Raw genomic sequence first — 1,071 nt, forward strand, 5'->3', positions numbered from 1 at the left:
GAACCTTCAAGGGCTTAGTTGCGGATTTGAGGTTGTAGAAGAAGTCGGGCGTGGTAGACCCGTTCTTGCAAGCGAGTGTACCAAAGTTGCCGTCAATGGTGCTCTTGAGTCACGCGCGCGTCTTCGGGGTAGGCTTCACGGGGTTCACACCGGGCACGGTGGTTTCCTCGAGACACATGTCTGACGTGCCTGCCTCATTGAAGTCGATGCTGCGCGTGAGGTAGGTTTCCGTGCTTGTCGCGCGGGTCGGCATCTCGCCATCGGGGGCATCCTGCACGTCGGTCACAGAGAAGCTCACGCCGTCTTTACTGTCGTTCGTCTGGCTTTTCGCAATGTCCTCGTCGGCACACGAAACGCTCACAAAGCTGGCAGCCAGAGCCAGCAGCAGGGCTGAAAATTGCTGTTTGCTATACTTTTTCATTTTCATTTTCTTTTTACGGTTCATTTAATCAAGCTCTAATTCCTCTTCATCGTTGTCATTCACTTCTGGAGTGTGTTCAATATTGCTGGTAGTCAGTAGGGATGTTTCGCCTTTCAGCTGAATAATCTCACATTGAGGCGCGAGGTAATGTTTTAAGTTGACTTGCTTTTTCTTCATAATTAATTATTTTTTAGGATTAAAATCATTCTTATAATCTCTTTCTTGGATTCACAAAAAGACATGCGTCATCGCACAAGGGGAAATCGGCTATTCCCTTAGTGGATTGGGGGCATGAGGTAATCCTCGCGCGCGTATGTATAAGAAAAAATGTGAAGCGTAGACGCCAGGTGCGCTACTAGAGAGAGAGAGAGAGAGAGAGAGAGAGAGAGTAGCAAATTATTTGGAACTACCAAATAATTTGATAACTTTTTTGCAGGAAAATTAGCAAAAAAACTTTCGTTTCTCTGAATCATGCTATTGCTTGCGTGTGTGAAAAGAAAATCGTTATGGATTGTCAAATCTCTTTCTTCTTGTTTAAAGTCTTGTTTTGTTTATCGGCGACAAAGGTAGGTTAAAATTCTGGAACTACAAAATAATCTGAAAAGAAATTTAGATAACCCTTAATTCCGCAACACTATTATAAATTAAAC

2 protein-coding genes are annotated in these 1,071 nt (G+C 43.9%); both read right to left on the reverse strand.

All coding sequences use genetic code 11. From position 1 onward, the window contains the following. Positions 1-109 precede the first annotated feature (109 nt). On the reverse strand, positions 110-427 hold the full coding sequence (locus tag HMPREF2983_RS05665; protein WP_210400365.1) for a hypothetical protein: 318 nt from the start codon (positions 425-427) through the stop codon (positions 110-112). Positions 428-445: 18 nt separating this feature from the next. Beyond that, a complete protein-coding gene (locus tag HMPREF2983_RS13990) occupies positions 446-598 on the reverse strand; it encodes a hypothetical protein (RefSeq protein ID WP_168166201.1) in 153 nt (50 codons plus the stop codon). Positions 599-1,071 lie beyond the last annotated feature (473 nt).

The organism is Prevotella sp. HMSC077E09, from assembly GCF_001814685.1.
GTDB classification, from domain to species: domain Bacteria; phylum Bacteroidota; class Bacteroidia; order Bacteroidales; family Bacteroidaceae; genus Prevotella; species Prevotella oris.